The following is a 23,370-nucleotide window of genomic DNA, read 5'->3' as shown; positions in this document are numbered from 1 at the left end:
CGCTCTGAAATGGGCGGCCATAGCGGGTGAAAGCCCCGTACACTCATGAGGTTTACAACATGACTATTGGTGTAGTCGGTCGTAAATGCGGTATGACCCGTATTTTCACCGAAGAAGGTGTCTCCATTCCGGTCACGGTCATTGAGATCGAGCCGAATCGCGTCACTCAGTTCAAAACCGAAGAAACCGATGGCTATCGTGCAGTGCAAGTCACTGTCGGCGAGCGTCGCGCTTCGCGTGTTACAGCCGCTCAGGCTGGCCACTTCGCTAAGGCGAACGTTGCCGCCGGTCGTACCGTCATGGAATTCCGTCTTGAAGAAGGCGACTACCAGGCTGGCGATCAGATCAACGCTGAAATCTTCGCCGCTGGTCAACTGGTTGATGTAACCGGTCAGTCCAAGGGTAAAGGCTTCCAGGGTACGATCAAGCGTTGGAATTTCCGTGGTCAAGACAATACCCACGGTAACTCCGTCTCCCACCGCGTCCCAGGCTCTATCGGCCAGTGCCAGACTCCTGGTCGTGTATTCAAGGGCAAAAAAATGTCCGGTCATATGGGCGCTGAGCGCGTGACCGTGCAGTCCCTGGAAGTAGTGCGCGTGGACGCTGAACGCAATCTGTTGTTGGTCAAGGGTGCTGTTCCTGGCGCTACTGGCGGCAACCTGGTTGTACGTCCGGCAGCCAAGGCTCGCGGTTAAGGGGAAGCTGACATGCAATTAAATGTAAATGACGCTCAGGCAATCGAAGTTTCCGAACTGACATTTGGCGGCGAATTCAACGAGACGCTGGTTCACCAGGCAGTCGTGGCCTACATGGCTGGCGGTCGTCAGGGTAGCAAGCAGCAGAAGACCCGTTCCGACGTTCGTGGTGGCGGTAAGCGCCCTTGGCGTCAGAAAGGTACTGGCCGTGCTCGTGCCGGTACTATCCGTAGCCCAATCTGGCGTGGCGGCGGTACCACTTTCGCGGCTCGTCCTCAGGATCACACTCAGAAGCTCAACAAGAAGATGTATCGCGCTGCTCTGCGCTCCATCCTTGCTGAACTGGTTCGTACTGATCGTTTGGTCGTGGTTCAGGACTTCGCTGTTGAAGCACCGAAAACCAAAGATTTGCTGAACAAGCTGACTGGCATGGGTCTGACTGACGTCCTGATCGTGTCTGACGCTGTTGACCAGAATCTGTACCTGGCTGCTCGTAACCTGCCGCACGTTGATGTACGTGACGTTCAAGGTTCCGATCCAGTTAGTCTGATCGCATACGACAAAGTGTTGATCACTGTGTCGGCCGTGAAGAAATTCGAGGAGCTGCTGGGATGAACCAGGAACGCGTATTTAAAGTTCTGCTTGGCCCGCACGTTTCCGAGAAGGCTACGGTTCTTGCAGACAAAAAAGGTCAGTTCGTTTTCAAGGTTGCTACTGACGCAACCAAGCTGGAAATCAAGAAGGCCGTCGAAAGCCTGTTCAGCGTGAAAGTAGAGCGTGTTACTACCCTGAATGTTCTGGGTAAGAGCAAGCGCACTGCTCGCGGTCTGGGCAAGCGTAATGACTGGAAGAAGGCAGTTATCTCCCTTCAGCCAGGCCAAGATCTCGATTTCAGCAGCAGTGCTGAGTAAGGAAGGGGTGCATCATGGCAATCGTTAAATGCAAACCGACTTCCCCTGGCCGCCGTTTTGTGGTCAAGGTGGTCAACCAGGAGCTGCATAAAGGCGCTCCTCACGCACCGCTGCTCGAGAAAAAATCGAAGTCTGGTGGTCGTAACAACAATGGTCGTATTACTACCCGTCATATCGGTGGTGGCCATAAGCAGCATTATCGTCTGGTCGACTTCCGTCGCAACGACAAGGATGGCATCGCTGCCACCGTCGAGCGTATCGAATACGATCCAAACCGTACTGCTCACATTGCTCTGCTGCTTTACGCAGACGGCGAGCGCCGCTACATCATCGCCCCTAAAGGCGTGAGTGCTGGCGACCAGCTGATTGCAGGTGCTCTGGCACCAATCAAGCCGGGCAACGCTCTTCAACTGCGCAACATTCCAGTTGGTAGCACCGTACACGGCATCGAACTGAAGCCAGGTAAAGGCGCACAAATCGCTCGTTCCGCTGGTGCCTCGGCACAGCTGATCGCTCGTGAAGGTGTGTACGTTACCCTGCGTCTTCGCTCCGGTGAAATGCGTAAAGTACTGTCTGAGTGCCGTGCAACGCTGGGTGAAGTCTCGAACTCCGAGCACAGCCTTCGTTCGCTGGGTAAAGCGGGTGCCAAACGCTGGCGTGGCGTTCGCCCAACCGTTCGTGGTGTTGCCATGAACCCGGTTGACCACCCACATGGTGGTGGTGAAGGTCGTACCTCTGGTGGTCGTCATCCGGTATCGCCGTGGGGCTTCCCGACTAAGGGCGCGAAGACTCGTGGTAATAAGCGTACCGACAAAATGATCGTCCGTCGTCGCAAGTAAATAGAGGGATACGACAGTGCCACGTTCTCTGAAAAAAGGTCCTTTTATTGATCTTCACCTACTGAAGAAGATCGAAGTGGCGGCGGAAAAGAACGATCGCAAACCAGTTAAGACCTGGTCGCGTCGTTCGATGATCCTGCCACAAATGGTCGGTTTGACCATTGCAGTGCATAACGGTCGCCAGCATGTTCCAGTTCTCGTGAACGAAGACATGGTCGGCCATAAACTAGGCGAGTTTGCCGGTACCCGCACATATCGTGGGCACGTGGCAGACAAGAAAGCCAAGCGTTAAGGGGTAAGGAACGATGGAAGTAGCCGCTAAGTTGTCGGGCGCTCGAATCTCCGCCCAGAAAGCCCGCTTGGTCGCCGACCAGATCCGCGGGAAGAAGGTGGGCGAAGCGCTCAACCTGTTGGCTTTCAGCAGTAAGAAAGCCGCCGAGATCCTGAAGAAAGTGCTGGAGTCGGCTGTAGCCAACGCCGAGCATAACGAAGGCGCAGACGTTGATGACCTCAAGGTCTCCACCGTTTTCGTCAACGAAGGGCGTTCGCTGAAGCGCATCATGCCACGTGCTAAAGGCCGTGCTGATCGCATCGTCAAGCGGTCTTGCCATATCACTGTCAAGGTTGCTGACAAGTAACGGAGTCGAAGAGATGGGTCAGAAAGTACATCCCATTGGCATTCGCCTGGGAATCGTCAAGGAGCACACCTCCGTCTGGTACGCAGACGGTCGGACTTATGCGGACTATTTGTTCGCTGATCTGAAAGTGCGTGAGTACCTCCAAGACAAATTAAAAAGCGCGTCCGTCAGCCGTATCGATATCCATCGTCCGGCTCAGACAGCACGTATCACCATCCACACCGCTCGTCCAGGTATCGTTATCGGGAAGAAAGGTGAAGATGTTGAGAAACTGCGTCAGGACCTGACCAAGCAAATGGGTGTGCCTGTGCACATCAATATCGAAGAGATCCGTAAGCCGGAGCTCGACGGTATGCTGGTTGCGCAGAGCGTAGCTCAGCAGCTGGAGCGTCGCGTAATGTTCCGTCGCGCTATGAAGCGCGCTGTTCAGAACGCCATGCGCATTGGTGCCAAAGGCATCAAAATCCAAGTGAGCGGTCGTCTCGGCGGTGCTGAAATCGCACGTACTGAATGGTATCGCGAAGGTCGTGTGCCACTGCACACCCTGCGTGCCGACATCGACTATGCCAACTACGAAGCTCACACCACTTACGGTGTGATCGGTGTAAAGGTTTGGATCTTCAAAGGCGAAGTAATTGGTGGTCGCCAAGAAGAACTGAAACCACAAGCACCAGCGCCTCGTAAAAAAGCTGCTAAGTAAGGGGTACGCCAAATGTTGCAACCAAAGCGTACGAAGTTCCGCAAGCAGATGACCGGCCACAACCGTGGTCTGGCACTGCGCGGTAGCAAAGTCAGCTTCGGCGAGTTCGCGCTGAAGTCTGTTGCTCGTGGTCGTCTCACCGCTCGTCAGATCGAGTCAGCGCGTCGTGCTCTGACCCGTCACGTTAAACGTGGCGGCAAGATCTGGATCCGTGTGTTCCCGGACAAGCCTGTAACCAAAAAGCCACTCGAAGTTCGGATGGGTAAAGGTAAGGGTAACGTGGAGTACTGGGTTGCCCAGATTCAGCCAGGCAAAGTCCTGTATGAAATCGAGGGTGTTACTGAAGAGCTGGCGCGTGAGGCTTTCGCCCTGGCTGCTGCAAAGCTGCCGCTCGCCACCTCCTTTGTTAAGCGGACGGTGATGTGATGAAAGCGAATGAACTTCGTGAAAAATCAGCACAGCAGCTGAACGAGCAACTGCTCGGCCTGCTGCGCGACCAGTTCAATCTGCGTATGCAGAAAGCAACTGGCCAGTTGGGGCAGTCTCATCTGCTCTCGCAAGTTAAGCGTGACATCGCTCGCGTGAAAACTGTGCTCAACCAGCAGGCAGGTAAGTAATCATGGCTGAAGCCGAAAAAACTGTCCGTACGCTGACTGGCCGTGTTGTCAGCGACAAGATGGACAAGACCATCACCGTTCTGATCGAGCGTCGCGTAAAGCACCCGATCTACGGTAAATACGTTAAGCGTTCGACTAAGCTGCACGCGCACGACGAAACCAATCAATGCCATATCGGCGACAAGGTCACTATTCGTGAAACTCGTCCGGTAGCCAAGACCAAGTCTTGGGCATTGGTTGATATCCTCGAACGCGCTGTGGAAGTCTAAGGGCTAGGGGTCGGAGAAATTATATGATTCAGACTCAATCCATGCTCGATGTGGCCGATAACAGCGGCGCACGCCGCGTTATGTGCATCAAGGTGCTGGGTGGCTCCCATCGTCGTTACGCTGGTATCGGTGACATCATCAAAGTAACCGTCAAGGAAGCAATTCCTCGCGGCAAGGTGAAAAAAGGCCAAGTGATGACTGCAGTTGTAGTCCGCACTCGCCACGGTGTTCGTCGTGCAGACGGCTCCATCATCCGCTTCGATGGCAACGCTGCTGTTCTGTTGAACAACAAGCAAGAGCCGATCGGTACCCGTATCTTTGGGCCAGTGACCCGTGAACTTCGTACTGAGAAGTTCATGAAGATCGTCTCGCTCGCCCCAGAAGTGCTCTAAGGAGATCCGACATGCAAAAGATTCGTCGTGACGACGAGATCATCGTGATCGCCGGCAAAGACAAAGGTAAGCGCGGTAAGGTGCTCAAGGTTCTCGCTGACGACCGTTTGGTCGTTGGTGGGATCAACCTGGTGAAGCGTCATACCAAGCCAAACCCGATGTCGGGCGTACAGGGCGGTATCGTCGAGAAAGAAGCGCCAATGCACGCTTCCAACGTCGCCATTTTCAACGGCGCAACCAACAAGGCTGACCGCGTTGGTTTCAAAGTTGAAGACGGCAAGAAAATTCGTGTCTTCAAGTCGACCCAAAAAGCGGTTGATGCTTGAACACTGCTAGGTAGAAGACCATGGCACGACTAAAAGAGATTTACCGGAAGGAAATCGCTCCGAAACTTAAGGAAGAACTTAAGCTTTCGAACGTGATGGAAGTTCCGCGCGTTACCAAAATCACCCTGAACATGGGTCTGGGCGAAGCGATCGGCGACAAAAAAGTCATCGAGCACGCTGTTGCTGACCTGGAAAAGATCACCGGTCAAAAAGTCGTTGTGACTTACGCTCGGAAATCCATCGCTGGCTTTAAAGTCCGTGAAGGTTGGCCGATCGGTGTCAAAGTGACTCTGCGCCGCGATCGTATGTACGAATTCCTAGATCGTCTGCTGTCGATCTCCCTGCCTCGGGTTCGCGACTTCCGCGGCCTGAATGCCAAGTCCTTCGATGGTCGTGGTAACTACAGCATGGGCGTAAAAGAGCAGATCATCTTCCCGGAAATCGACTACGACAAGATCGATGCTCTCCGCGGTCTGGACATTACCCTGACCACCACTGCCAAGAACGATGATGAAGGTCGCGCATTGCTGCGTGCTTTCAAATTCCCGTTCCGCAACTGATTGGAGTAGGAAAATGGCCAAGAAGAGCATGAAAAACCGTGAGTTGAAGCGTCAGCTCACCGTTGCCAAGTACGCCAAGAAGCGTGCAGAGCTGAAAGCAATCATCGTTGATCTGAACGCAAGTCCAGAAGCGCGTTGGGAAGCTACCGTAGCCCTGCAGAAGCAACCACGTGACGCAAGCGCTGCGCGCATGCGTAACCGTTGCCGCATCACTGGTCGTCCACATGGCGTTTACCGCAAGTTCGGCCTCGGCCGTAACAAACTGCGTGAAGCAGCCATGCGTGGCGACGTACCAGGTCTGGTCAAAGCCAGCTGGTAAGGCGCACCTCTCGCTTCGTGCCAGCCGGTTGCGCAAGTCACCGGTCGGCATGAAGCCTGAATTTGAATCAAGCCCCTATTGGGGCTTGATTCATTTCCGGCGTAGGACTAGAATTGCCGGCTCGCCTGAGCCCGTGTTTTTACTTGCCCGGAAGTTCTCGGCGATCAAGCTGTAGCCGCAAGGCTAATTATTTTGTTTTAGGAGCGTCTAGCCCATGAGTATGCAGGACCCGTTAGCGGACATGCTAACTCGTATCCGTAATGCCCAGATGGCTGAAAAGCCCGTCGTAAGCATGCCATCTTCCACGTTGAAGGTTGCTGTAGCAAAAGTCCTGAAGGACGAAGGCTACATTGCGGGTTATCAGATCAGCAGCGAAGTTAAATCCTCGCTGTCCATCGAGCTTAAGTACTTCGAAGGCCGTCCGGTCATTGAAGAGGTTAAGCGCGTCAGCCGCCCAGGCTTGCGTCAGTACAAGTCCTCCGATGATCTGCCGAAAGTTCGTGGCGGTCTTGGTGTGTCTATCGTCTCCACCAGTAAAGGTGTGATGACGGATCGTGCTGCGCGCGCTGCCGGTGTCGGTGGCGAAGTGCTTTGCACTGTGTTCTAAGGGGGGGATAAGCATGTCACGCGTAGCTAAGAACCCCGTTAAGTTGCCATCCGGCGTCGAAGTCAAACTCGTCGGCCAGCAGCTTTCGGTGAAGGGTGCCAAGGGCACTCTGGAACTGAACATCCATTCGTCCGTTGAGATTGTTGAAGAAGCTGGTGAGCTGCGTTTCGCTGCTCGCAATGGCGATCAACAAACCCGCGCAATGGCAGGCACCACTCGTGCACTGGTTAACAACATGGTCCAGGGCGTAAGCCAAGGCTTCGAGCGTAAGCTCCAGCTGGTCGGTGTTGGTTACAAGGCGCAAGCAAAAGGCACGGTCCTGAACCTTGCACTTGGCTTCTCGCACCCGGTGGACTATGAATTGCCGAATGGCATCACCGCTGAGACCCCCAGCCAGACCGATATCCTGATTCGTGGTATCGATAAGCAGTTGGTTGGTCAAGTGGCCGCTGAGATCCGCGACTTCCGCCGTCCTGAGCCTTACAAAGGCAAAGGTGTGCGTTACGCGGACGAAGTCGTCCGCCGTAAAGAAGCCAAGAAGAAGTAGGGCATAGCAAATGACCGTCAAAAAAGTTACCCGACTGCGTCGCGCTCGCAAAGCACGCCTGAAAATGCACGAGCTGGAAGTCGTGCGTCTCTGCGTGCACCGCTCTTCGCAGCACATTTATGCCCAGGTCATCTCGGCCGACGGCAGCAAAGTCCTGGCAAGCGCCTCGACTTTGGACAAAGAACTGCGTGATGGCGCCACTGGCAACATCGACGCGGCCACTAAGGTTGGCAAGCTGGTCGCCGAGCGCGCGAAAGCCGCGGGTGTATCGCAAGTCGCTTTCGACCGTTCTGGCTTCAAGTACCACGGCCGTGTCAAAGCGCTGGCTGATGCTGCTCGTGAAGGCGGGCTGGAGTTCTAAGTTATGTCAAATCACGACCAAAAACGCGACGAAGGCTACATCGAGAAGCTGGTTCAAGTTAACCGCGTGGCCAAAACCGTAAAAGGCGGCCGTATCTTCACTTTTACTGCGTTGACCGTAGTGGGTGATGGTAAAGGGCGCGTTGGCTTCGGCCGTGGCAAGTCACGTGAAGTGCCTGCTGCAATCCAGAAAGCGATGGAAGCTGCTCGTCGCAACATGATTCAGGTTGATCTGAACGGCGCTACCCTGCAGTACGCGATGAAGTCTGCTCATGGCGCCTCCAAGGTGTACATGCAGCCTGCTTCTGAAGGTACCGGTATCATCGCTGGCGGCGCAATGCGCGCAGTGTTGGAAGTTGCTGGTGTCCAGAACGTATTGGCCAAGTGCTACGGTTCGACTAACCCGGTAAACGTGGTTCACGCTACGTTCAAGGGTTTGAAGGGCATGCAGTCTCCTGAGTCGATCGCTGCCAAACGTGGCAAGCGTGTTGAGGAGATCATCTGATCATGGCTACCGTTAAAGTAACGCTGATCAAAAGCATGACCGGCCGCATCCCTAATCACAGATTGTGCATTAAGGGTTTGGGTCTGCGTCGCATCGGTCACACTGTAGAAGTCCTGGATACTCCCGAAAATCGCGGGATGATCAACAAGGCTTACTACATGCTGCGAGTCGAGGGTTAATCGATGAAACTCAATGATCTGAGTCCAGCGCCGGGTTCCCGTCGCGAAAAGCATCGTCCGGGCCGTGGTATCGGTAGTGGTTTGGGCAAGACCGGTGGCCGTGGCCACAAAGGTCAAAGCTCCCGCTCCGGTGGCACTATTGCTCCGGGCTTTGAGGGCGGCCAACAGCCGCTGCATCGTCGCCTGCCAAAATTCGGTTTCGTTTCCCTGAAGGCAATGGACCGCGCAGAAGTGCGTCTGTCCGAGCTGGCTAAAGTGGAAGGCGACATCGTAACTGTGCAGTCCCTGAAAGATGCCAACGTGATTAACCAGAACGTTCAGCGTGTGAAAATCATGCTGTCGGGCGAAGTTACTCGCGCTGTCACTATCAAGGGTATCGCCGCCACCAAAGGTGCGCGTGCGGCTATCGAAGCAGCTGGCGGCAAGTTCGAGGAATAAATGGCTAAGCAAGGTGCTCTCTCAGCGCTCGGCAAAGGCGGTATGTCTGAACTCTGGGCTCGTCTGCGTTTTCTGTTCCTGGCGATTATCGTCTACCGAATAGGCGCACACATCCCGGTTCCAGGTATCAACCCGGACCGACTCGCAGAACTGTTTCGACAGAATGAGGGGACCATTCTTAGCTTGTTCAACATGTTTTCCGGCGGCGCGCTGGAACGGATGAGCATCTTTGCACTGGGGATCATGCCGTACATTTCGGCATCGATCATCATGCAGCTGATGACCGCCGTGAGCCCGCAGCTGGAGCAGTTGAAGAAGGAAGGTGAAGCTGGCCGTCGCAAGATAAGCCAGTACACCCGCTATGGCACCGTTGTCCTGGCTCTGGTCCAAGCTATCGGCATGTCCGTTGGTCTGGCGAGTCAGGGCGTCGCGTTTTCTGGGGACCTGGGTTTCCACTTTGTGGCCGTAACTACCTTCGTGGCAGGTGCGATGTTCATGATGTGGCTGGGCGAGCAGATCACCGAGCGCGGTGTCGGCAACGGTATCTCGATGTTGATTTTCGCAGGTATCGTCGCCGGTCTTCCGAGAGCAATAGGGCAGTCTTTCGAGTCTGCACGTCAGGGTGATATCAATATCTTCGCTCTGGTTGCAATCGGTTTGCTGGCGGTAGCGATCATCGGTTTTGTGGTGTTCATTGAGCGTGGTCAGCGTCGTATCGCTGTTCACTACGCCAAGCGTCAGCAGGGCCGCAAGGTCTTCGCTGCGCAGACCAGCCACTTGCCGCTGAAAGTGAACATGGCTGGTGTAATACCGGCCATTTTCGCGAGCAGCATTTTGCTGTTCCCGGCTTCGTTGGGGTCCTGGTTCGGTCAGTCTGAAGGTCTGGGCTGGTTGCAGGACATCTCGCAGTCGATCGCTCCTGGTCAGCCGTTGAATATTCTGCTGTTTAGTGCAGGGATTATTTTCTTCTGCTTCTTCTATACGGCGTTGATGTTCAATCCGAAAGACGTAGCGGAAAACCTGAAGAAGTCCGGTGCCTTTATTCCGGGTATTCGTCCAGGCGAGCAGTCGGCACGCTATATTGATGGCGTTTTGACTCGCTTGACCATGTTCGGTGCTCTATATATGACGGCCGTGTGTCTGCTTCCCCAGTTCCTGGTGGTCGCGGCAAACGTACCGTTCTACCTTGGCGGGACCTCGTTGCTGATCGTGGTCGTGGTTGTGATGGACTTTATGTCGCAAGTGCAATCTCACCTCGTTTCGCACCAGTATGAATCCCTGATGAAGAAAGCCAACCTGAAGGGCTACGGTGGCAGCGGCGGTATGCTGCGCTGAAGCACCCCTAAGGTTCGAGGAGTTGGTGATGAAAGTTCGTGCATCGGTGAAAAAGCTGTGCCGTAACTGCAAGATTATCCGCCGCGAAGGTGTGGTTCGAGTAATTTGCAGCGCGGAACCACGTCATAAGCAGCGCCAAGGCTGATTGTGATTTGTGCTTAAGCCCAGCAGCTAGTGCGCTGCTGGGTTGATTATTTGTTACTACAGCGATATTATCTCGCGCCCTATTTCTTGGCTTCCGGGGCGTAGGTAGCTGTCAATTGGAGTCCCACTGAATGGCCCGTATTGCAGGCGTTAACATTCCAGATAACAAGCATACTGTTATCTCGTTGACCTACATCTATGGTGTTGGTCGCACCACCGCACAGAAAATTTGTGCAACCACCGGCGTAAATCCGGCGGTGAAAATCAAAGATCTGAGCGACGAGCAGATTGAACAGCTGCGTGGCGAAGTGGCGAAGTTCACCACTGAAGGTGACCTGCGTCGCGAAATCAACATGAAAATCAAGCGCTTGATGGACCTGGGCTGCTACCGCGGTCTGCGTCATCGTCGTGGTCTTCCAGTGCGCGGTCAGCGTACCAAGACCAACGCGCGTACTCGCAAAGGTCCGCGTAAGCCGATCCGCAAGTAATCGCACCAGCGCAACGACAGGAATTTAGTCATGGCAAAACCTGCTGCTCGTCCTCGTAAAAAAGTTAAAAAGACAGTGGTTGATGGCATCGCCCACATCCACGCGTCGTTTAACAACACAATCGTCACCATTACCGATCGTCAAGGTAACGCTCTTTCGTGGGCTACCTCCGGCGGTTCGGGTTTCCGTGGTTCGCGCAAGTCCACCCCGTTTGCTGCTCAAGTAGCTGCTGAACGTGCTGGTCAAGCTGCGCTGGAGTACGGTCTGAAGAACCTCGACGTCAATGTCAAGGGTCCAGGCCCAGGTCGTGAATCCGCTGTCCGTGCATTGAACGGCTGTGGCTATAAGATCGCCAGCATCACCGACGTGACGCCAATCCCGCACAACGGGTGCCGTCCGCCGAAGAAGCGCCGCGTGTAATCCAGGAGACTGTAAGAAATGGCTCGTTACATTGGTCCAAAATGCAAACTTGCTCGTCGTGAAGGCGCCGATCTCTTTCTGAAGAGCGGCGTTCGCGCTATCGAATCCAAGTGCAACATCGAAGCAGCTCCAGGTATCCACGGCCAGCGTCGTGGTCGCCAGTCCGATTACGGTACTCAGCTGCGTGAAAAGCAAAAAGTCCGTCGTATCTACGGCGTTCTCGAGCGTCAGTTCAGCGGCTACTACAAAGAAGCCGCCGGCAAGAAAGGTGCAACAGGCGAGAACCTGCTGCAACTGCTCGAATGCCGTCTGGACAACGTTGTATACCGCATGGGCTTCGGCTCGACGCGTGCCGAATCCCGTCAATTGGTTTCGCACAAGTCGGTCAGCGTAAACGGCAAAACCGTTAACGTTCCTTCTTATCAGGTTCGTGCTGGCGACGTTGTTGCTATCCGCGAAAAAGCTAAGAATCAGCTGCGTATTGTCCAGGCTCTCGATCTGTGTGCCCAACGTGGCCGCGTAGAATGGGTAGAAGTAGACACTGAGAAGAAATCGGGCGTTTTCAAGAACGTTCCAGCTCGCAGTGATCTATCCGCCGACATCAACGAAAGCCTGATTGTCGAGCTCTACTCCAAGTAAGGGCTAGAAAATAGGTGCATCCATGCAGATTTCGGTAAATGAGTTCCTGACACCCCGCCACATTGATGTGCAGGTTGTCAGTCCAACCCGCGCCAAAATCACTCTCGAGCCTCTCGAGCGTGGTTTCGGCCATACCCTGGGCAACGCGCTTCGCCGCATTTTGTTGTCCTCCATGCCCGGCTGTGCAGTAGTCGAGGCCGAGATTGACGGTGTACTCCATGAGTACAGCGCCATCGAAGGTGTACAGGAAGACGTCATTGAAATCCTGTTGAACCTTAAAGGTCTGGCTATCAAGCTGCACGGTCGAGACGAAGTTACGCTGACCTTGTCGAAGAAGGGTTCGGGGGTGGTTACCGCTGCCGATATTCAGCTGGATCATGATGTCGAGATCGTTAACCCCGATCACGTAATCGCTAACCTGGCGTCTAACGGCGTCTTGAACATGAAGCTCACCGTAGCTCGTGGTCGTGGTTATGAGCCGGCAGACTCGCGTCAAAGCGATGAAGACGAAAGCCGCAGCATTGGTCGCTTGCAGCTTGACTCTTCGTTCAGCCCGGTTCGCCGTATCGCATACGTGGTGGAAAACGCCCGTGTCGAGCAGCGTACTAACCTGGACAAGCTGGTTATTGATCTGGAAACCAACGGTACTCTGGACCCTGAAGAGGCTATCCGTCGCGCTGCAACCATCCTGCAACAGCAGTTGGCTGCGTTCGTGGACCTCAAAGGCGACAGCGAACCAGTGGTAATCGAACAGGAAGACGAGATCGATCCGATCCTGCTTCGTCCGGTTGACGATTTGGAACTGACCGTGCGTTCGGCCAACTGCCTTAAGGCGGAGAACATCTACTACATCGGTGATCTGATTCAGCGCACCGAAGTAGAGCTGTTGAAGACTCCGAACCTGGGCAAGAAATCCTTGACCGAGATCAAGGACGTTCTGGCTTCTCGTGGTCTCTCCCTCGGCATGCGCCTCGACAACTGGCCGCCGGCAAGTCTTAAGAAGGACGACAAGGCTACGGCCTGATCGTCGTAATCACCGAACGCGAGTTTGGTAAGGAATGAACCATGCGTCATCGTAAAAGTGGACGTCACCTGAGCCGTACCAGCTCTCACCGCAAAGCCATGTTCCAAAACATGGCGGTGTCGCTGTTCGAGCACGAGCTGATCAAAACTACCCTGCCGAAAGCCAAGGAACTGCGCCGCGTTGCCGAGCCGCTGATCACCCTGGCCAAGGAAGACAGCGTTGCCAACCGTCGTCTGGCTTTCGACCGTACTCGTTCGAAAGAAATCGTCGGCAAACTGTTCAACGATCTGGGCAAGCGCTATGCAACCCGTCAGGGCGGCTACCTGCGCATCCTCAAGTGCGGTTTCCGCGCTGGCGACAACGCGCCAATGGCGTACGTCGAGCTGGTTGATCGTCCTGTCGGTGGCTCTGTAGAAGCTGCTGAATAAGACATCAGTTTGAACATGAAACCGGGCCTAGTGCCCGGTTTTTTGTTTTCCGGAATTAAGAATTGCTATCGATAGTCATGATTTAATGAATTCGACGCTTCAATAGCTTTCGGCAATACTTCCTCTCAAGCCGATCAGCCGGCTATACACACCAGAGGAAGATGTAGATGAGCCAGAAGACCCTTACGACCGCCAGCGGTGCCCCAGTCGCAGACAATCAGAACTCCCGTTCGGCAGGCCCACGTGGTCCTCTACTGCTTGATGATTTCCATCTGATAGAAAAGCTTGCCCACTTCAACCGTGAGAACATCCCGGAGCGTCGCGTGCATGCCAAGGGATCGGGTGCTCATGGCACATTTACCGTGACCCGCGACATCAGCCAGTACACCAGCGCCAGGCTGTTCGACACGGTGGGCAAGCAGACACCGATTTTCCTGCGCTTCTCCACCGTAGGCGGAGAGCGTGGTTCGGCTGACACCGAGCGTGACCCGCGCGGCTTTGCGATCAAGTTTTACACCGAGGAAGGTAACTGGGACATCGTGGGCAACAACACGCCGGTGTTCTTTATCCGTGACCCTCTGAAATTCCCTGATTTCATTCACACTCAGAAGCGCCTGCCGCAGACCAATCTGAAAAGTCCTCAGATGATGTGGGATTTCTGGTCGCACTCGCCTGAGGCGCTGCACCAGGTCACCATTCTGTTCTCTGATCGTGGCATTCCGGACGGCTACCGTCACATGCACGGCTTCGGCAGCCACACCTATAGCCTCATTAGTGCTGCAGGCGAGCGCCATTGGGTGAAGTGGCATTACAAGACCCGCCAAGGGATCAAGAACCTGGCACCCGCAGACGCTGCGCGGATTGCCGGTACTGATCCCGATTACGCTCAGCGCGATCTGTTCACTGCCATCGAGAAGGGCGACTTCCCCAAGTGGCAGGTGTGCATTCAGTTGATGACCGAGGCTCAGGCTGCGAATCATCACGAGAACCCGTTCGACGTGACCAAGACCTGGTCGCAGAAAGAATACCCGCTGATCGAGGTCGGCGAGCTGGAGTTGAACCGTAACCCTCTCAACTACTTTGCCGAAGTCGAGCAGGCCGCGTTCGGCCCGAGCAATATGGTGCCAGGCGTTGGCCTTTCGCCAGACCGTATGCTGCAAGGGCGCGTATTTGCCTACGCCGATGCGCATCGCTACCGCGTGGGTACCAATCACCAGCAGTTGCCGATCAATGCCCCCAAGAGTCCTGTACACAGCTATCAACGTGACGGGGCGATGGCCTTCGGCACCAATGGTGGTGCGGCGCCAAACTATGAACCGAACAGCTATTCGGATGCGCCGAAAGAAGATCCGCGCTACGCAGAGCCTGCGCTGTCTCTGAGCGGTGCCGCAGATCGCCATGATCATCGGGTAGACGGTGATTACTACAGTCAGGCAGGCAAGTTGTTCAACCTGATGAGCGCTGATCAGAAAGCGCTGTTGATCGGCAACATTGCCGGGGCAATGGCAGGCGTTTCCAGTGACGTGGTTCAGCGTCAGTTGCAGCATTTCCACAAAGCCGACCCTGCTTACGGAGAAGGCATCGCAAACGCATTGGGCATAAAACTGGGCTGAGTCGAAGTGAGAAACAGAACCGCCCTCATTTGGGCGGTTTTTCGCTTCTTAACGGCGTAATTTCGCCACTTTTCGTCGGTTTATTGCGTTTTTCTAAGTGACCTCGCGCGACGCTTGGTTCAAACTAGCGCCTTTGAAGCAGGAGTCTGGTGCGATGCAAGGCCACCCGGAAGTAATCGATTATCTCAACACGTTGCTCACGGGCGAACTGGCAGCTCGTGACCAATATTTCGTTCACTCACGTATGTACGAAGACTGGGGCTTTTCGAAGCTCTACGAGCGTATCAATCATGAGATGGAAGAAGAGGCGCAACACGCTGATGCGCTGATGCGTCGTATCCTCATGCTCGAAGGCACGCCGCGCATGCGCCCTGACGACCTCGACGTCGGCACCACAGTGCCTGAGATGCTCGCCAGCGATCTGCGTCTCGAATACAAGGTACGTGCTGCCCTGTGCAAGGGTATCGAGCTCTGTGAGCTGCACAGCGACTACGTGACCCGCGAAATCCTGCGCGTACAGTTGGCTGATACGGAAGAAGACCATACCTACTGGCTCGAACAGCAGATGGGGCTGATCAAGTCCATCGGCCTGCAGAACTACCTGCAATCGCAGTTCTGATTCAGCCGCTCATGAAAAAGCTCCTGCACTTGCGTGACAGGAGCTTTTTTGTATCCGGGTTCGACTGACGCCGACCCCGTTTTCATCGCTAGCGTCAGGCCTTGTCTCTGGTCAACAGAGGTTTCAGGTAGTGGCCAGTGTAGGACTGTTCCATCTCGGCGACCTGTTCAGGCGTGCCCGTTGCAATGATCTGCCCACCTCTCGAACCACCTTCCGGACCCAGATCCACCAGCCAGTCGGCCGTCTTGATCACGTCCAGGTTGTGTTCGATCACCACCACGGTATTGCCGTGGTCGCGCAAGCGATGCAATACATCCAGCAACTGCTGAATATCCGCGAAGTGCAGGCCTGTGGTCGGCTCGTCGAGGATGTACAGCGTCTTGCCGGTGTCGCGCTTGGACAGCTCACGTGACAGCTTGACCCGTTGCGCCTCACCGCCTGACAAGGTCGTCGCCGATTGCCCCAGCTTGATATAGGAAAGTCCGACATCCATCAGGGTTTGCAGCTTGCGCGCCAGTGCCGGAACGGCATCGAAGAACTCACGCGCTTCCTCAATGGTCATCTCCAGCACTTCGTGGACGTTCTTGCCCTTGTACTTGATCTCAAGCGTTTCACGGTTGTAACGCTTGCTCTTGCACACATCGCAGGGCACGTAGATGTCCGGCAAAAAGTGCATCTCGACCTTGATCAGTCCGTCGCCCTGGCACGCCTCGCAGCGGCCGCCCTTGACGTTGAACGAGAACCGCCCCGGACCGTAGCCCCGCGAGCGTGATTCCGGAACCCCGGCGAACAGTTCGCGAATCGGCGTGAACAGCCCGGTGTAGGTCGCCGGGTTGGAACGCGGCGTACGACCGATAGGGCTCTGGTCGATGTCCACCACCTTGTCCAGATGCTGCAGACCATTGATGCTGTCGTGCGTAGCCGCTTCCAGCGTGGTGGCGCCGTTCAGTGCTGTAGCACTAAGCGGGAATAGCGTGTTGTTGATCAGCGTCGACTTGCCCGATCCGGAAACCCCCGTCACGCAGGTCAACAGACCGATAGGGATTTCGAGATTGACGTTTTGCAGGTTGTTGCCACGCGCGCCCTTGAGGGTTAGCGAGAGCTTTTTGTTACGCGGGGTGCGCTTGGCAGGAACGGCAATCTTCACGCGGCCCGACAGGTATTTGCCGGTCAGCGAATCGGGATGCGACATCACTTCGTCCGGCGTACCTTCGGCAACGATATGACCACCATGCACGCCGGCCCCCGGACCGATGTCGACCACGTAGTCGGCCAGGCGAATCGCATCTTCATCGTGCTCGACCACAATCACCGTATTACCGATGTCGCGCAGATGCTTGAGCGTGCCCAGCAAACGATCGTTGTCGCGCTGGTGCAGACCGATGGACGGCTCATCGAGGATGTACATCACCCCGACCAGGCCCGCGCCGATCTGGCTGGCCAGACGAATACGCTGTGCTTCGCCGCCGGACAGGGTGTCCGCGCTACGATCCAGGGTCAGATAGTCCAGGCCCACGTTGACCAGAAACTGCAGACGCTCACGAATTTCCTTGAGAATCTTGTCGGCGATCTCGCCACGCCGTCCGGTCAGCTTGAGGGTTTCGAAGTAATGCGTAGCGTCGCCAATCGGCAGATTGGTGACTGCAGGCAGAGTCTTTTCACCCACCCACACGTGGCGCGCTTCACGACGCAGACGAGTGCCTCGGCAGTCAGGGCAGGGCTGCGTGCCCAGAAATTTGGCGAGCTCTTCGCGGACTGTGGCCGATTCGGTTTCCCGATAGCGACGTTCCAGATTCGGCACGATGCCTTCGAACGGGTGCGCACGCTTGACGATATCGCCACGGTCATTCAGGTAGCGGAAATCGACACTCTGCGAGCCGCTGCCGTTGAGCAGAATCTTCTGCATGTCGGCCGGGATCTGCTTGAAGGGCATTTCCAGGCTGAAGCCATAGTGTTTGGAGAGCGAGCCGAGCATCTGGAAGTAATAGACGTTACGCCTGTCCCAGCCTCGTATCGCGCCTTCGGCAAGCGTCAGTTCGGCATTCACCAGCCGCTTGATATCGAAGAACTGTTTCACGCCCAGGCCGTCACAGGTCGGGCAGGCGCCAGCCGGGTTGTTGAAAGAGAACAGCTTCGGTTCCAGTTCGCTGATCGCATGGCCACAGATAGGGCAGGCGAAGCGGGCGGAGAAGATCACTTCCTCGCCCGGCTCGTCGTCCATTGGCGCAACCAGGGCGATACCGTCGGCCAGCTTCAGGGCTGTTTCAAAGGACTCGGCCAGACGCTGCTGCAGGTCGGCGCGGACCTTGAAACGGTCAACGACCACGTCGATCGAGTGCTTCTTTTGCTTGTCCAGCTTCGGCAGCTCATCCAGCTCGCACAGCTTGCCGTTGACTCGCGCCCGGACAAAGCCCTGCGCGCGCAGCTCTTCAAAAACCGAAAGATGCTCACCCTTGCGCTCGCGGATAACGGGCGCAAGCAGCATCAATTTGCTGCCTTCCGGCTGGGTCAGCACCAGGTCGACCATCTGGCTGACCGTCTGGGCTTCGAGCGGGATATCGTGGTCGGGGCAGCGAGGCTGGCCGACGCGCGCATACAAAAGACGCAGGTAGTCGTAGATTTCGGTGATCGTACCCACGGTCGAGCGCGGATTGTGCGATGTAGACTTCTGCTCGATGGAAATCGCCGGCGACAGACCTTCGATCGTGTCGACGTCCGGTTTTTCCATCATCGACAGAAACTGGCGGGCATAGGCCGACAGCGATTCGACATAGCGGCGTTGCCCTTCGGCGTACAGCGTATCGAAAGCCAGCGAAGACTTGCCTGAGCCGGAGAGCCCGGTGATAACGATCAGTTTGTCGCGGGGAAGTGTCAGGTCAATATTTTTCAGGTTGTGGGTTCGTGCCCCACGTATCAGGATCTTGTCCACTGCGGCCTCGCTTGGCGGGCATAAACGACGGAGTATAAGGCTCCGAGCCATTACGCGGCAAAGCGTCGCGTATGTGCTGTACAACGATGGGACTGGTAGAATCGCCGCCGGTTCACACGAGGTTATTCCATGCACGATACCCACAGCGAGCGTATGAGTAGCGGCGAGACCCGCGCAGCAGGCGGTCTGGCCCTGGTGTTCGCGTTCCGCATGCTTGGCATGTTCATGGTTTTGCCGGTTCTGGCAACCTACGGCATGGACCTGGCAGGCGCGAGCCCTGCACTGATCGGTCTGGCGATTGGCGCCTACGGCCTGACCCAGGCGGTGTTGCAGATACCGTTCGGGATCATTTCCGACCGTATCGGCCGGCGACCGGTCATTTATTTCGGCCTGATCATCTTTGCGATCGGCAGCGTGGTGGCGGCGAACGCGGATTCGATCTGGGGAATCATTGCCGGACGTATCCTGCAGGGGGCGGGCGCTATTTCCGCGGCGGTCATGGCGCTGCTCTCCGACCTGACCCGCGAACAGCACCGCACCAAGGCCATGGCCATGATCGGCATGACCATCGGCCTGTCGTTCGCCATCGCCATGGTCGTCGGCCCGGTCATCACCGGCATGTTCGGTCTTTCCGGGTTGTTCCTGGCCACTGGCGGCATGGCCTTGATAGGTGTTCTCATCGTTGCCTACGTGGTGCCCAAGGCCAGCGGGCCATTAATGCACCGCGAATCCGGCGTCGCCAAACAGGCACTGGTGGCGACGTTGCGTCATCCGGACCTGCTGCGCTTGGATTTGGGTATCTTCGTGTTGCATGCGATGCTCATGTCCAGCTTCGTGGCCTTGCCGCTGGCGCTGGTCGAAAAAGCCGGTTTGCCCAAGGAACAACACTGGTGGGTGTACCTGACCGCCTTGCTGGTTTCCTTCTTCGCGATGATCCCGTTCATCATCTATGGCGAGAAGAAACGTCAAATGAAGCGCGTTCTGCTGGGCGCCGTCACAGTTTTGATGCTGGCTGAGCTATTCTTCTGGGCGTACGGGGACACGTTGCGGGCACTGGTCATCGGGACAGTGGTATTCTTCACTGCGTTCAACCTGCTGGAAGCGTCATTGCCGTCGTTGATCAGCAAGGTTTCACCGGCCGGCGGAAAAGGCACGGCAATGGGAGTTTATTCCACCAGCCAGTTTCTTGGATCGGCCGCAGGTGGGATACTGGGCGGCTGGTTGTTCCAGCACGGTGGGCTCGATGTGGTGTTCCTGGGTGGTGCAGCCATGGCCGCCGTCTGGCTCGCCTTCGCAGTGACCATGCGAGAACCGCCTTACGTGACCAGCCTACGTCTGCCGTTGTCGCCGCAGGCGCAGCGTGAAGCAGGCCTGGCAGAGCGCTTGATGTCCGTAGCAGGCGTGACAGATGCAGTGGTGGTTGCGGAAGAGGCAGCCATCTACATAAAACTCGACACAAAATTATTGGATCGTACCTCTCTCGAAAAGCTGGTCAATCCAGCGTCAGAAGCGTGCGAAGCCTAGGAGAACGTTATGGCCCGTGGGGTTAACAAAGTCATATTGGTCGGTACATGCGGCCAGGATCCCGAAGTTCGCTACTTGCCTAACGGTAACGCCGTGACCAACCTGAGTCTGGCAACCAGCGAACAGTGGACTGACAAGCAGTCCGGTCAGAAAGTCGAAAAGACCGAATGGCACCGTGTATCGATGTTCGGCAAAGTCGCTGAAATCGCTGGCGAATACCTGCGCAAGGGTTCGCAGGTGTACATCGAAGGCAAGCTGCAGACCCGCGAGTGGGAAAAAGACGGCATCAAGCGCTACACCACTGAAATCGTTGTCGACATGCAGGGCACCATGCAACTGCTGGGCGGCCGTCCTCAGGGCGACTCCCAACAAGGTCAGGGCGGCGGCAACTACAACCAGTCCGCACCTCGTCCACAGCAGTCGCGCCCACAACAATCGGCGCCGCAGCAGTCCGCACCTCAGCAGAACTACAACCAGCAGCCGCCACAACGCGACTCGCGCCCAGCGCCGCAACAACAAGCGCCGCAGCCAGCTGCTGACTTCGACAGCTTCGATGATGATATTCCGTTCTAGGATGTAGCCGGAACCTGCTGTTCAGGTCCAGAGCCGGAGCCCCCTTTTATCGGGGGCTTCGTCGTTTTCAGGCGTCAGAAAGCGCTGAACCACTATGGCAGCACTGCTGCCTTGACGCCTAAAACCGCGCATCGCTATGTGTTTGTGCGTTTTCTAAACAATGCGCGATCACCCAGCTCGCCGGCTTCACCTCACCTCGTGGGCCAAACGCCAATGCCCGCTGTGCCAACGGCCCGTTGCTGGCCGTGGCACCGGCAATATGCGGGCTGTCCCAAACACCCCACGTAACAACGGTAGATACCGAGCGCGTGGCAAGCACCACGTCGAGATACCGCTTATAAGTCGCTGCAACTGATCCATCACGATCTGCGATGGACCCCGCCAAGTGGCTGTCGTCGACGTCGAGTTCCGTGATGTGGATCGACAACCCCATATCACGCACTGCCAGAATAAAGCGAGACAGGCCCGGACCAAATGTGTCGCCTGTAAGCAGGTGGGACTGAATGCCAAGGCCGTGTATGGGAATGCCCCGCTGCTTGAGCCCGCGCAGCAGGGCGAGCACGGCAGTGCGTTTGCTTTCGCCGTAATGGGTATCCTTTTCCAGGCCGTAATCGTTGTAGCAGAGCAGGGCGTCCGGGTCAGCCTTGTGCGCAGCCTTGAAGGCTATGTCCAGATAGCGAGGCCCGAGCATCTGATACCAGAATGAATTGCGCAGCCCGTCAGGCTGGCCGTCCTCCAGCTGGATGGCTTCGTTGACGACGTCCCATGCGCTGATGAGGCCGCGATAATGGCTGGCGACGGTACTGATGTGCGCCGTCAGCACTGCTTCGGCGTTCATCGGGGTGACGGTGTGGTGAACCCAGTCGGGTAAGGAGCGATGCCAGCAGAAGGTGTGCCCGCGCATACGCTGGTCATGCGCTTTCGCAAACGCCGCGATTGCGTCGGCGGGCGCGAAGTTGTAACGGTCTGGTTCGGGGTGGACGGTCTGCCACTTCAAGGCGTTTTCTGGCACTACGATGCTGGCCTGACGTGCGACCAGCTGCCGATAGGCCGCATCGTCATTCAGCTTTGCCGGATCAACCGCAAAGCCGAACCGGATACCTTTCTCGGCGGCAGGCTGGCGCAATGCGGGAAAGGTTTCTGCCGCCAGCAGCCTGCTGTTGACGAAGGGCAGGCATGCCAGCAGGCGGACAAACGCAGTCAGAAAACTGCGTCGACTAGCCCGGCGCATTACGCACCAAAAATCCCCATCAACTCCTCACGGCCTACCATCACCGTCATTGAGCCTTGTTTCTGTTCGCCTTCAATCGTACACAACAATCCGGCCTCCCGGCAGATAACGGCGCCCGCTGCGATGTCCCAGAGGCTGGTGAATTTCTCCATGTAGCCGTCTGTCTGCCCCAAAGCAGCGAACGCCAGGCCGATGGTGGCGCAGCGATAACCAGCAAGGCCCCAGCCCTGTCGGCGCAGGCTCAGGTGCAGTTTGCCCATCTCTTCGGCGTCCCAGCGGGTGTTTTCGCCGACGCCGGCGATGCGCAGGTGCTCGGGTGGTTGAGGGCGGACAAAAGGGACGCCGTTGCGCAGCAAGCCATCACCCGTGCGGGCTGCCAGGGTGTAGCCCAGTGCCGGGTAGGCGACGACGCCGATTTCGGGCTCGCCTGCCGACATGTACGCCACCGCGATTCCCCACAATGGGGTGCCGCGCAGGTAATTGCCAGTGCCGTCAATGGGGTCGATGACCCAGCCGTCGGTGATGAATTCGCCGCCCATTTCTTCGCCCAGGATTGTATCGTCGGGGAAGTGTTTGCTCAGTTCTGCACGCAGCAGTTGTTCCACTTCAAAGTCGGCGCGGGAGACGAGGTCTTGCGCGCTTTTGGTGGTGATGTCGAGGGTGTGGCGGTCGTTAAAATACGCCATGGCCAGGCCAGTGGCCTTTTCTACAGCTTGCATGGCGACGCTGAGTCGGTTGTTCATTGCAGACAGCCTCCGTTCGGCAGGTTCAACAGGTCCGGGTAATCACTGAGAATCGACTGTGCGCCATGTTCCAGCAGGTAGTGCGCACGTTTCGGGCTGTTGATGGTAGCCACGGCGAATTCGACGCCGCTGCTTTTCAGGCGAACAAGGTGATGGTCATCGAGCATATCGTCAAGTACGTGAAGTATTCGGCAGTCATATTCGGCCAACAGTGCGACCGGGTCGGCAGGCGCCACCACGGAGGCGATAGCCAGCGGTACATCGTTCCACAAGCGTCGCGCGGCCGTTAGCGAACGTACCGAAAAGCTGGAGACGAACAACCGATCGTTGTCGGCGGGCCACAGATTTTTGAGGATCGGCATCACCACTTCCGCCGTCTCGACATCGTCGCCAATGGTCGGCTTGAGTTCGACCTGCAAGCCCAGGTTGAGGCGCAGCGCACAGGCCACGATCTCTTCGAAGGTCGGCACCTGCAGGCCGGCGAATTCAGGCGCGAACCAACTGCCCGCGTCCAGCATGCGGATAGCTTGCAGCTCATGCAGCACGACGGCGCCACGGCCGTTGGTGGTGCGGTCCAGCAAGTCGTCATGAATCACGACAGGCTGGCCATCACGGGTCAGCTTCACGTCGATCTCGACCCACTCGGCGCCGCATTCGGCAGCTTTTTCCAGGGCCAGCAGAGTGTTTTCCGGCACGTAAGCCTTGGCACCGCGATGGGCAATCAGGGACGAGCGGACGAGGGGAGCAGGTTTGAGCAT

General features: G+C 56.5%; 35 protein-coding genes. 31 read left to right on the top strand and 4 right to left on the bottom strand.

The window, feature by feature from the left end:
- Positions 1 to 59 precede the first annotated feature (59 nt).
- The 29 genes from rplC (at position 60) to bfr (ending at position 15,612) form a co-directional block, all read left to right on the top strand.
- Positions 60 to 695, top strand: coding sequence for a 50S ribosomal protein L3 (gene rplC, locus ACW55A_RS20900; RefSeq protein ID WP_002555490.1), 636 nt, complete (start codon positions 60 to 62; stop codon positions 693 to 695).
- A gap of 12 nt (positions 696 to 707) precedes the next feature.
- Complete coding sequence (gene rplD, locus ACW55A_RS20895) at positions 708 to 1,310, top strand: 50S ribosomal protein L4 (protein WP_002555489.1); 603 nt, start codon at positions 708 to 710, stop codon at positions 1,308 to 1,310.
- A complete protein-coding gene (gene rplW, locus ACW55A_RS20890) occupies positions 1,307 to 1,606 on the top strand; it encodes a 50S ribosomal protein L23 (protein ID WP_002555488.1) in 300 nt (99 codons plus the stop codon). Before rplD ends, rplW begins: the two co-directional genes overlap by 4 nt.
- A gap of 14 nt (positions 1,607 to 1,620) precedes the next feature.
- Positions 1,621 to 2,445 (top strand): 50S ribosomal protein L2, encoded by an 825-nt coding sequence (gene rplB, locus ACW55A_RS20885; protein ID WP_003317104.1) that lies wholly within the window; start codon positions 1,621 to 1,623, stop codon positions 2,443 to 2,445.
- A 16-nt stretch (positions 2,446 to 2,461) separates the two neighbouring features.
- A complete protein-coding gene (rpsS, locus tag ACW55A_RS20880) occupies positions 2,462 to 2,737 on the top strand; it encodes a 30S ribosomal protein S19 (protein ID WP_002555486.1) in 276 nt (91 codons plus the stop codon).
- Between the two features lie 13 nt (positions 2,738 to 2,750).
- The gene (gene rplV, locus ACW55A_RS20875) at positions 2,751 to 3,083 is read left to right on the top strand and encodes a 50S ribosomal protein L22 (protein ID WP_002555485.1); all 333 of its coding nucleotides are present in this window, start codon (positions 2,751 to 2,753) and stop codon (positions 3,081 to 3,083) included.
- A gap of 13 nt (positions 3,084 to 3,096) precedes the next feature.
- The gene (gene rpsC, locus ACW55A_RS20870) at positions 3,097 to 3,783 is read left to right on the top strand and encodes a 30S ribosomal protein S3 (protein WP_003176422.1); all 687 of its coding nucleotides are present in this window, start codon (positions 3,097 to 3,099) and stop codon (positions 3,781 to 3,783) included.
- Between the two features lie 12 nt (positions 3,784 to 3,795).
- Complete coding sequence (gene rplP / locus ACW55A_RS20865; RefSeq protein ID WP_002555482.1) at positions 3,796 to 4,209, top strand: 50S ribosomal protein L16; 414 nt, start codon at positions 3,796 to 3,798, stop codon at positions 4,207 to 4,209.
- Positions 4,209 to 4,400, top strand: a complete 192-nt coding sequence (gene rpmC / locus ACW55A_RS20860) for a 50S ribosomal protein L29 (protein WP_002555481.1) — start codon at positions 4,209 to 4,211, stop codon at positions 4,398 to 4,400. Before rplP ends, rpmC begins: the two co-directional genes overlap by 1 nt.
- Before the next feature lie 2 nt (positions 4,401 to 4,402).
- The gene (gene rpsQ, locus ACW55A_RS20855; protein ID WP_002555480.1) at positions 4,403 to 4,669 is read left to right on the top strand and encodes a 30S ribosomal protein S17; all 267 of its coding nucleotides are present in this window, start codon (positions 4,403 to 4,405) and stop codon (positions 4,667 to 4,669) included.
- A gap of 23 nt (positions 4,670 to 4,692) precedes the next feature.
- Entirely contained in the window at positions 4,693 to 5,061 is a 369-nt protein-coding gene (gene rplN, locus ACW55A_RS20850; protein ID WP_002555479.1) for a 50S ribosomal protein L14, read from the top strand.
- Between the two features lie 11 nt (positions 5,062 to 5,072).
- Entirely contained in the window at positions 5,073 to 5,387 is a 315-nt protein-coding gene (gene rplX / locus ACW55A_RS20845; protein WP_003317102.1) for a 50S ribosomal protein L24, read from the top strand.
- A 20-nt stretch (positions 5,388 to 5,407) separates the two neighbouring features.
- Positions 5,408 to 5,947, top strand: a complete 540-nt coding sequence (gene rplE / locus ACW55A_RS20840) for a 50S ribosomal protein L5 (RefSeq protein ID WP_002555477.1) — start codon at positions 5,408 to 5,410, stop codon at positions 5,945 to 5,947.
- Positions 5,948 to 5,960: 13 nt separating this feature from the next.
- Positions 5,961 to 6,266, top strand: a complete 306-nt coding sequence (gene rpsN, locus ACW55A_RS20835; protein ID WP_002555476.1) for a 30S ribosomal protein S14 — start codon at positions 5,961 to 5,963, stop codon at positions 6,264 to 6,266.
- Positions 6,267 to 6,480: 214 nt separating this feature from the next.
- The gene (gene rpsH, locus ACW55A_RS20830; RefSeq protein ID WP_002555475.1) at positions 6,481 to 6,873 is read left to right on the top strand and encodes a 30S ribosomal protein S8; all 393 of its coding nucleotides are present in this window, start codon (positions 6,481 to 6,483) and stop codon (positions 6,871 to 6,873) included.
- A 13-nt stretch (positions 6,874 to 6,886) separates the two neighbouring features.
- Positions 6,887 to 7,420 (top strand): 50S ribosomal protein L6, encoded by a 534-nt coding sequence (rplF, locus tag ACW55A_RS20825; RefSeq protein ID WP_003369019.1) that lies wholly within the window; start codon positions 6,887 to 6,889, stop codon positions 7,418 to 7,420.
- A 10-nt stretch (positions 7,421 to 7,430) separates the two neighbouring features.
- Positions 7,431 to 7,781 carry a 50S ribosomal protein L18 gene (rplR, locus tag ACW55A_RS20820; RefSeq protein WP_002555473.1) on the top strand — a complete coding sequence of 117 codons (351 nt, stop codon included), beginning with the start codon at positions 7,431 to 7,433 and terminating at the stop codon, positions 7,779 to 7,781.
- A gap of 3 nt (positions 7,782 to 7,784) precedes the next feature.
- Entirely contained in the window at positions 7,785 to 8,285 is a 501-nt protein-coding gene (rpsE, locus tag ACW55A_RS20815) for a 30S ribosomal protein S5 (protein ID WP_005614279.1), read from the top strand.
- Positions 8,286 to 8,287: 2 nt separating this feature from the next.
- On the top strand, positions 8,288 to 8,464 hold the full coding sequence (rpmD, locus tag ACW55A_RS20810) for a 50S ribosomal protein L30 (RefSeq protein ID WP_002555471.1): 177 nt from the start codon (positions 8,288 to 8,290) through the stop codon (positions 8,462 to 8,464).
- 3 nt (positions 8,465 to 8,467) lie between these two features.
- Complete coding sequence (gene rplO, locus ACW55A_RS20805; protein WP_002555470.1) at positions 8,468 to 8,902, top strand: 50S ribosomal protein L15; 435 nt, start codon at positions 8,468 to 8,470, stop codon at positions 8,900 to 8,902.
- Positions 8,903 to 8,944: 42 nt separating this feature from the next.
- Positions 8,945 to 10,237 carry a preprotein translocase subunit SecY gene (gene secY / locus ACW55A_RS20800; protein ID WP_499097078.1) on the top strand — a complete coding sequence of 431 codons (1,293 nt, stop codon included), beginning with the start codon at positions 8,945 to 8,947 and terminating at the stop codon, positions 10,235 to 10,237.
- 28 nt (positions 10,238 to 10,265) lie between these two features.
- On the top strand, positions 10,266 to 10,382 hold the full coding sequence (gene rpmJ, locus ACW55A_RS20795) for a 50S ribosomal protein L36 (protein ID WP_002555468.1): 117 nt from the start codon (positions 10,266 to 10,268) through the stop codon (positions 10,380 to 10,382).
- A gap of 130 nt (positions 10,383 to 10,512) precedes the next feature.
- Entirely contained in the window at positions 10,513 to 10,869 is a 357-nt protein-coding gene (rpsM, locus tag ACW55A_RS20790) for a 30S ribosomal protein S13 (protein ID WP_002555467.1), read from the top strand.
- Positions 10,870 to 10,899: 30 nt separating this feature from the next.
- A complete protein-coding gene (rpsK, locus tag ACW55A_RS20785) occupies positions 10,900 to 11,289 on the top strand; it encodes a 30S ribosomal protein S11 (RefSeq protein ID WP_002555466.1) in 390 nt (129 codons plus the stop codon).
- 18 nt (positions 11,290 to 11,307) lie between these two features.
- A complete protein-coding gene (rpsD, locus tag ACW55A_RS20780) occupies positions 11,308 to 11,928 on the top strand; it encodes a 30S ribosomal protein S4 (RefSeq protein WP_498811515.1) in 621 nt (206 codons plus the stop codon).
- Between the two features lie 22 nt (positions 11,929 to 11,950).
- Positions 11,951 to 12,952 (top strand): DNA-directed RNA polymerase subunit alpha, encoded by a 1,002-nt coding sequence (locus tag ACW55A_RS20775; RefSeq protein ID WP_002555464.1) that lies wholly within the window; start codon positions 11,951 to 11,953, stop codon positions 12,950 to 12,952.
- 41 nt (positions 12,953 to 12,993) lie between these two features.
- Positions 12,994 to 13,380, top strand: a complete 387-nt coding sequence (gene rplQ / locus ACW55A_RS20770; protein WP_002555463.1) for a 50S ribosomal protein L17 — start codon at positions 12,994 to 12,996, stop codon at positions 13,378 to 13,380.
- 167 nt (positions 13,381 to 13,547) lie between these two features.
- The gene (locus ACW55A_RS20765) at positions 13,548 to 14,993 is read left to right on the top strand and encodes a catalase (RefSeq protein WP_096104919.1); all 1,446 of its coding nucleotides are present in this window, start codon (positions 13,548 to 13,550) and stop codon (positions 14,991 to 14,993) included.
- Between the two features lie 154 nt (positions 14,994 to 15,147).
- A complete protein-coding gene (bfr, locus tag ACW55A_RS20760) occupies positions 15,148 to 15,612 on the top strand; it encodes a bacterioferritin (RefSeq protein ID WP_003317095.1) in 465 nt (154 codons plus the stop codon).
- A gap of 94 nt (positions 15,613 to 15,706) precedes the next feature.
- Here bfr and uvrA read toward each other — a convergent pair whose 3' ends face one another.
- Complete coding sequence (gene uvrA, locus ACW55A_RS20755; RefSeq protein WP_024663199.1) at positions 15,707 to 18,541, bottom strand: excinuclease ABC subunit UvrA; 2,835 nt, start codon at positions 18,539 to 18,541, stop codon at positions 15,707 to 15,709.
- A gap of 129 nt (positions 18,542 to 18,670) precedes the next feature.
- On the opposite strand from uvrA, the gene ACW55A_RS20750 reads away from it, so the two are divergent.
- Both ACW55A_RS20750 and ACW55A_RS20745 read left to right on the top strand, forming a co-directional pair.
- Positions 18,671 to 20,065: an MFS transporter gene (locus tag ACW55A_RS20750; RefSeq protein ID WP_455809328.1), complete on the top strand. Its 1,395-nt coding sequence runs from the start codon at positions 18,671 to 18,673 to the stop codon at positions 20,063 to 20,065.
- A 9-nt stretch (positions 20,066 to 20,074) separates the two neighbouring features.
- Positions 20,075 to 20,638: a single-stranded DNA-binding protein gene (locus ACW55A_RS20745; protein WP_002555458.1), complete on the top strand. Its 564-nt coding sequence runs from the start codon at positions 20,075 to 20,077 to the stop codon at positions 20,636 to 20,638.
- Between the two features lie 118 nt (positions 20,639 to 20,756).
- On the opposite strand, the gene ACW55A_RS20740 is transcribed toward ACW55A_RS20745, so the two are convergent.
- From ACW55A_RS20740 to ACW55A_RS20730, 3 genes are all read right to left on the bottom strand, one after another.
- The gene (locus ACW55A_RS20740) at positions 20,757 to 21,764 is read right to left on the bottom strand and encodes an endo-1,4-beta-xylanase (protein WP_498811516.1); all 1,008 of its coding nucleotides are present in this window, start codon (positions 21,762 to 21,764) and stop codon (positions 20,757 to 20,759) included.
- A 104-nt stretch (positions 21,765 to 21,868) separates the two neighbouring features.
- Complete coding sequence (locus ACW55A_RS20735) at positions 21,869 to 22,612, bottom strand: inositol monophosphatase family protein (RefSeq protein ID WP_003317091.1); 744 nt, start codon at positions 22,610 to 22,612, stop codon at positions 21,869 to 21,871.
- Positions 22,609 to 23,370, bottom strand: coding sequence for a glycerophosphoryl diester phosphodiesterase (locus ACW55A_RS20730; protein WP_003368990.1), 762 nt, complete (start codon positions 23,368 to 23,370; stop codon positions 22,609 to 22,611). Before ACW55A_RS20730 ends, ACW55A_RS20735 begins: the two co-directional genes overlap by 4 nt.

It is taken from the genome of Plantibacter cousiniae (nom. nud.) (assembly GCF_977070315.1).
This window is presented reverse-complemented; position numbering and strand designations above follow the sequence as displayed.